Raw genomic sequence first — 6,140 nt, 5'->3', positions numbered from 1 at the left:
ACCTTGCCGGGATCGATCTTGCGGTCCCAGATGAGCTGGATCAGCTCGGGCAGGTACTGCCGGACGGGGGCCGGGCCGCCGTGGATGTGGAGACCGGCCATGAACAGGTCGCCGCCGGGGATCGCGACGTCGTGGGAGACGCCGACGAAGCCCAGGTGGCCGCCCGGCCGGGTGGAGTGGATGGCCTGCATCATCGCCTCTTGGGTGCCGACCGCCTCGATGACCGAGTGGGCTCCGAGCCCGCCGGTGAGCTCCTTGACCCTGGCGACGCCGTCGTCGCCGCGCTCCTCGACGATGTCGGTGGCGCCGAACTCGCGGGCCAGCGCTTGGCGGTCGGGGTGGCGGCTGAACGCGATGATGCGCTCGGCGCCGAGCTGCTTCGCGGCAAGGATGCCGAGGAGTCCGACCGCGCCGTCACCGACGACCGCGACCGTCTTGCCGGGGCCGGCCTGCGCAGCCACGGCGGCGAACCAACCGGTGCCGAGCACATCGGAGGCCGCCATCAGGGACGGGATGAGGTCCGGGTCGGGCATGCCCGGGGTGGCGACGAGGGTGCCGTCGGCGAGCGGGATGCGGGCGAGCTCGGACTGGGTGCCGAGGGTCCCCATGAGCACGCGGTGCACGCAGTAGGCCTGGTAGCCCGCCTGGCAGATCTCGCAGGTGTTGTCCGAGGCCCAGAAGGACCCGACGACGAAGTCGCCGGCCTTGACGGTGCGGACCTCGGAGCCGACCTCCTCGACCACGCCGACGTACTCGTGGCCCATCACCTGGTGGTCGACCGGCTCGGCGCCGCGGTAGGGCCACAGGTCGCTGCCGCAGATACAGGTTGCCGACAGGCGGATGATCGCGTCCGTCGGCTCGATGATCCTCGGGTCCTCGCGGTCCTCGACCCGGACGTCACCGGGCCCGTACATGACAACCTGACGCATCGCAGGCGCTCCTACTCCTAGTTCTCGTTCGTGGGGCAGTCGTCCCCACGGCATCGAGTGAACCCGCCACCGAGGACGGGAGGAAGGCACTGTCGATGGGTGCACTGGCAGGGAACCCCTCATCGCTCGGACGCCGACTCAGCGCGGCCTACGCTCGAAGACGTGGACAACCGCCATGACGTTCGCCAGGAGGTGCGTGAGTTCCTCACCACCCGTCGCGCTCGCATCGCCCCGGACCAGGCCGGGCTGCCAGCCACCGGAAGCCGAAGGGTTCCGGGACTTCGGCGCAGTGAGGTCGCGACCCTGGCAGGTCTCAGCGTCGAGTACTACGCCCGCCTCGAGCGGGGTCAGATCGCCGGCGCCTCGTCCGGCGTCCTCGAAGCGCTCGCCCGGGCGCTGCGACTGGACGAGACCGAACGCGCCCACCTCTTCGACCTCGCCCGCGCCGCCGACGGCATCCCCACTTCCGGTCGGGCCAGGCGCCGCGCCCCAGCCAAGGCCGTCTCCCGGCTGAGCCTGCAGTGGGCCTTGGAGGCCATCACCGACGGCGTCGCGTTCGTCCGCGACCCGCACCAGAACCTTCTCGCTACCAACACCCTCGGCCGAGTGTTCTACTCACCCGTCCTCGGCGACGGTGGCCGCACCCCGAACTTGGCCCGGTTCCAGTTCCTCGACCCCGCCTCGCGCGATTTCTACCCCGACTGGGACCTGTTCGCCGAGATGTGCGTCGGCATCATGCGGGCTGAGGCCGGCCGGGACCCGCACGACCGCGGCCTTCAAGATCTCGTCGGCGAGCTCTCCACGCGCAGCGAGACGTTCAGACGGCTGTGGGCCGACCACAACGTCCGCACCCACGGCAGCGGCACCAAAAGGTTCCGCCACCCCGTCGTCGGCGAGCTCACTCTCGCCTACGAGGAGCTCGCCATCACCGCCGAACCCGGCCTCGTGCTCCTCATCTACACGGCCGAGCCCGGATCGCCGTCCGCCGAGCGGCTCGGCCTCCTCGCATCGTGGGCCGCGCCGGCTGAGGCGGCTACGGCCCCCAGGCAGGTCCCGCGGAACGAGCACTAGAAGGAGCCCTCGTCACCGAGGAGGAGTACACCCGCGCCCCGTCGTGAGCGCTGGAAATGCGCGTCTCAGACCGGCAGCGAGGCAACCAGCTCGTCGGCCGCGGCGTACGGATCCAGCCGGCCGGCCGCCACCCGGGCGGCCAGCTCGTCCAGCGCGGCCGCGCCGTGGATCTCGTTGAACCGGCGCCGCACGGTCTCCACCGCGATCGCCTCGATCTCCGACCCGGCCCGGGCCTGCCTGCGGCGTTGCAGCTCCCCGGTGCCGGCCAGCCAGTCCCGGTGCTTGTCGATGGCGGCCACCAGGTCCTCGATGCCCTCGCCCTTGGCCGCCACGGTCTTGACGATGGGCGGACGCCAGGCGCCGGCCTCGGAATGCTTGCCGCCGAGGGACAGCATGTACCGCAGGTCGCGCGCGACCTGATCGGCGCCGTCCCGGTCGGCCTTGTTCACCACGAAGACATCGGCGATCTCGAGGATGCCGGCCTTGGCCGCCTGGATCCCGTCGCCCATTCCCGGCGCCAGCAGCACCACGGTGGTGTCGGCCAGCTGCACCACCTCAACCTCGGACTGGCCGACCCCCACCGTCTCGATCAGCACCACGTCGCAGCCGACCGCGTCCAGCACCCGCAACGCCTGGGGCGCCGCGGCGGCCAGCCCACCGAGGTGGCCGCGGGTGGCCATCGACCGGATGAAGACGCCCGGGTCGGTGGCGTGGTCCTGCATCCGCACCCGGTCACCGAGCAGCGCGCCGCCGGAGAACGGCGAGGACGGGTCGACCGCCAGGATCGCCACCCGCTTGCCGGCGGCCCGCAGCGCGCCCACCAGCGCCGAGGTGGAGGTCGACTTGCCCACCCCCGGCGAGCCGGTGATGCCCACCACCTGGGCATGCCCGGTGAAGGGCATCAGCCGCTCGGCGACCTCGCGCAGCGCCGGCGAGCCGTCCTCGACGAGGGAGATCAGCCTGGCGACGGAACGCGGATCGGCCTGTCTCGCCCGTTCCACGAGGTCGGCGATGTCGACATTCCGCCGCCTGGAGACCACCGATCAGGCCGCGCTCGTACGCCGGGGGGCCCGCAGGATCAGGGCGTCGCCCTGGCCCCCGCCGCCACACAGCGCCGCCACCCCGGTCCCGCCGCCACGGCGCTGCAGCTCCAGCGCCAGGTGCAGGATGACCCGGGCGCCCGACGCCCCGATCGGGTGGCCGATGGCGATCGCGCCGCCATTGACGTTGACCTTCTCGGCCGGCACGTCCAGGACCTTGGCCGAGGCCAGCCCGACCGCGGCGAACGCCTCGTTGATCTCGAACAGGTCCAGGTCGGCGACCGTGATGCCCTCCTTGGCCACCGCGACCTGGATCGCCTCGGCCGGCTGGTGCTGCAGGGTCGAGTCGGGCCCGGCAACCGTGCCGTGCGCGCCGATCTCGACGAGCCAGCTCAGGCCCAGCTCCTCGGCCTTGGCCTTGCTCATCACCACGACCGCGGTGGCGCCGTCGGAGATCGGCGAGGCCGAGCCCGCCGTGATGGTGCCGTCCGGGCCGAACGCCGGCCGCAGCCGGGACAGCGTCTCGACGGTGGTGTCGGCCCGGATGCCCTCGTCGTACCGGAACTCCAGCGGGTCGCCCTTGCGCTGCGGGATCAGCACCGGCACCACCTCGTCGTCGAAGACGCCGTTCTTCCAGCTCTCCGCCGCCAGCTGATGGCTGCGGGCGGCATAGGCATCCTGCTCGGCCCGGCTGAACTCCGAGTCGCCGCTGTTGGCGGCCTCGGTCAGCCTGCCCATCGCCTGGTCGGTGAAGGCGTCCCACAGGCCGTCGTAGGCCATGTGGTCGAGCATCTCCACCGCGCCGTACTTGAAGCCCTCGCGCGACTTGGGCAGCAGGTGCGGGGCCTGGGACATCGACTCCTGGCCGCCGGCCACCACCACGTCGTACTCGCCGGCCCGGATCAGCTGGTCGGCCAGGGCGATGGCGTTGATGCCGGACAGGCAGACCTTGTTGATGGTCAGCGCCGGCACCGTCAGCGGGATGCCTGCCTTGTGCGCGGCCTGCCGGGCCGGGATCTGCCCCGCTCCGGCGGTGAGCACCTGTCCCATGATCACGTACTGGACCTGGTCCGGGGCGACGCCGGCCTTCTCCAGGGCGGCCTTGATGGCCAGGCCGCCGAGCTCGGCGGCGGAGAAGTCCTTGAGCGAGCCGAGCAGCTTGCCGATCGGCGTGCGGGCGCCTGCGACGATCACCGAAGTGGTTGACATACGGTCCTCCTACAGCTGCGGTCGGGCAGCCGACCTGCCGCCCGAATGCCACGGGCCCCGCCCATGGGGTGAACGGTGGGCGGCCGCGGCACAGTACCTCCACAATATCGAGCTGACCGGCCAGAGCCATCCTGCGATTGGTATGAGTCGCACCACCTGCCCCTTTTCCTCAGGGGCGGCCAGCCTCCACCATGAGCCATGACCATCCTGCGGATCGACCATGTCGGGATCGCCGTCGCGGATCTGGACGAGGCGATCGCCTTCTACCGCGACACCTTCGGCATCCTCAGCGTGCACGAGGAGGTGAACGCCGAGCAGGGCGTCCGGGAGGCGATGCTGGCCGTCGGCGACGGCTCCAGCCGGATCCAGCTGCTGGCGCCGTTGAACGACAGCTCGACGATCGCCAAGTTCCTCGACCGCAACGGCCCGGGCATGCAGCAGCTGGCCTGGACCGTCGATGACGTCGAGGCGGTCAGCGCCGAGCTGCGCGCCAAGGGGCTGCGGCTGCTCTATGACCAGCCCAAGCGCGGCACCGCCGGCTCCCGGGTCAACTTCGTCCACCCCAAGGACGCCGGGGGCGTGCTGATCGAGCTGGTGGAGCCCGCTTCCTAGCGGCTGGCCGGGCCGCCGGGGTGTGGAACCGGTCACCACGTCCGGACCGAAAGCGCTACCCGTCAGTAACCTGCTCGCACCGTTGCACCCGCCGCGTTCTTGCCGAAGGGTTTCGCCGTGGACCAGATACGTGCCGCCGTCAACGCTGACAGCGGGTCCGAGTCGCTCGCGGAGCTCGCCGGGCTGCCGGTTCCCGACAGCTACCGCGGCGTGGTGGTGCTCGCCGACGAGGCCGAGATGTTCCAGGGCCTCAGCACCCGGGACAAGGACCCGCGCAAGTCGCTGCACCTGCAGGAGGTGCCCACGCCGGAGGTCGGCCCGGGCGAGGCGCTGATCGCGGTGATGGCCAGCGCGATCAACTACAACACGGTCTGGACGTCGATCTTCGAGCCGGTGTCGACGTTCGGGTTCCTGCGCCGCTACGCCCGCAGCTCCGAACTGGCCCGCAAGCACGACCAGCCCTATCACGTGGTGGGCTCGGACCTCTCCGGCGTGGTGCTGCGGACCGGGCCCGGGGTGTCGCGGTGGCAGGTGGGCGACCGGGTGGTGGCGCACTGCCTGTCGGTGGAGCTGGAGGAGCCCCAGGGCCACGACGACACCATGATGGACCCGCAGCAGCGGATCTGGGGCTTCGAGACCAACTTCGGCGGGCTGGCCGAGCTCGCCCTGGTCAAGTCCAACCAGCTGATGCCCAAGCCCGCGCACCTGACCTGGGAGGAGGCCGCCTCGCCCGGGCTGGTCAACTCCACCGCCTACCGGCAGCTGGTCAGCCACAACGGCGCCCAGATGAAGCAGGGCGACATCGTGCTGGTCTGGGGCGCCTCCGGTGGCCTGGGCGGCTATGCCACCCAGTACGCGCTCAACGGCGGCGCCATCCCGGTGTGCGTGGTGTCCTCGCCGGACAAGGCGGAGCTGTGCCGCCGGATGGGCGCCGAGCTGATCATCGACCGCTCGGCCGAGGGCTACCAGTTCTGGAAGGACCCGCAGACCCAGGACCAGTCGGAGTGGAAGCGGCTCGGCGCCCGGATCCGGGAGCTGACCGGCGGCGATGACCCCGACATCGTCTTCGAGCACCCCGGCCGCGAGACCTTCGGCGCCTCGGTCTACGTCGCCAAGCGGGGCGGCACGATCGTCACCTGCGCCTCCACGAGCGGCTACCTGCACGAGTACGACAACCGCTACCTGTGGATGAACCTCAAGCGCATCATCGGCTCGCACTTCGCCAACTACCGGGAGTCCTGGGAGGCCAACCGGCTGATCGCCCGCGGCGCGATCCATC

Annotated in this window: 6 protein-coding genes; 3 read left to right on the top strand and 3 right to left on the bottom strand. The window is 71.2% G+C overall.

The genetic code is table 11. From position 1 onward, the window contains the following. A partial coding sequence (locus tag VF612_RS16190) for a zinc-binding dehydrogenase (protein ID WP_408660883.1) occupies window positions 1-929 on the bottom strand: 929 nt, incomplete at its 3' end. A 162-nt stretch (window positions 930-1,091) separates the two neighbouring features. Between VF612_RS16190 and VF612_RS16185 the strand changes: the two genes are divergently transcribed. Then, a complete protein-coding gene (locus VF612_RS16185) occupies window positions 1,092-2,000 on the top strand; it encodes a helix-turn-helix transcriptional regulator (protein WP_408660882.1) in 909 nt (302 codons plus the stop codon). A gap of 65 nt (window positions 2,001-2,065) precedes the next feature. Here VF612_RS16185 and meaB read toward each other — a convergent pair whose 3' ends face one another. Next, window positions 2,066-3,040 carry a methylmalonyl Co-A mutase-associated GTPase MeaB gene (gene meaB / locus VF612_RS16180; protein WP_408660881.1) on the bottom strand — a complete coding sequence of 325 codons (975 nt, stop codon included), beginning with the start codon at window positions 3,038-3,040 and terminating at the stop codon, window positions 2,066-2,068. Between the two features lie 3 nt (window positions 3,041-3,043). After that, entirely contained in the window at window positions 3,044-4,249 is a 1,206-nt protein-coding gene (locus VF612_RS16175) for an acetyl-CoA C-acetyltransferase (protein ID WP_408660880.1), read from the bottom strand. A 198-nt stretch (window positions 4,250-4,447) separates the two neighbouring features. On the opposite strand from VF612_RS16175, the gene mce reads away from it, so the two are divergent. Both mce and ccrA read left to right on the top strand, forming a co-directional pair. Then, complete coding sequence (mce, locus tag VF612_RS16170) at window positions 4,448-4,861, top strand: methylmalonyl-CoA epimerase (protein WP_408660879.1); 414 nt, start codon at window positions 4,448-4,450, stop codon at window positions 4,859-4,861. A gap of 117 nt (window positions 4,862-4,978) precedes the next feature. After that, on the top strand, window positions 4,979-6,140 hold a 1,162-nt coding region (gene ccrA / locus VF612_RS16165; protein ID WP_408660878.1), incomplete at its 3' end, for a crotonyl-CoA carboxylase/reductase.

The organism is Jatrophihabitans sp. (assembly GCF_036388195.1).
In the GTDB taxonomy this organism is placed as follows: domain Bacteria; phylum Actinomycetota; class Actinomycetes; order Mycobacteriales; family Jatrophihabitantaceae; genus Jatrophihabitans_A.
The sequence above is the reverse complement of the archived record's forward strand: the minus strand, read 5'-3'. Positions and strand labels throughout refer to the sequence as shown.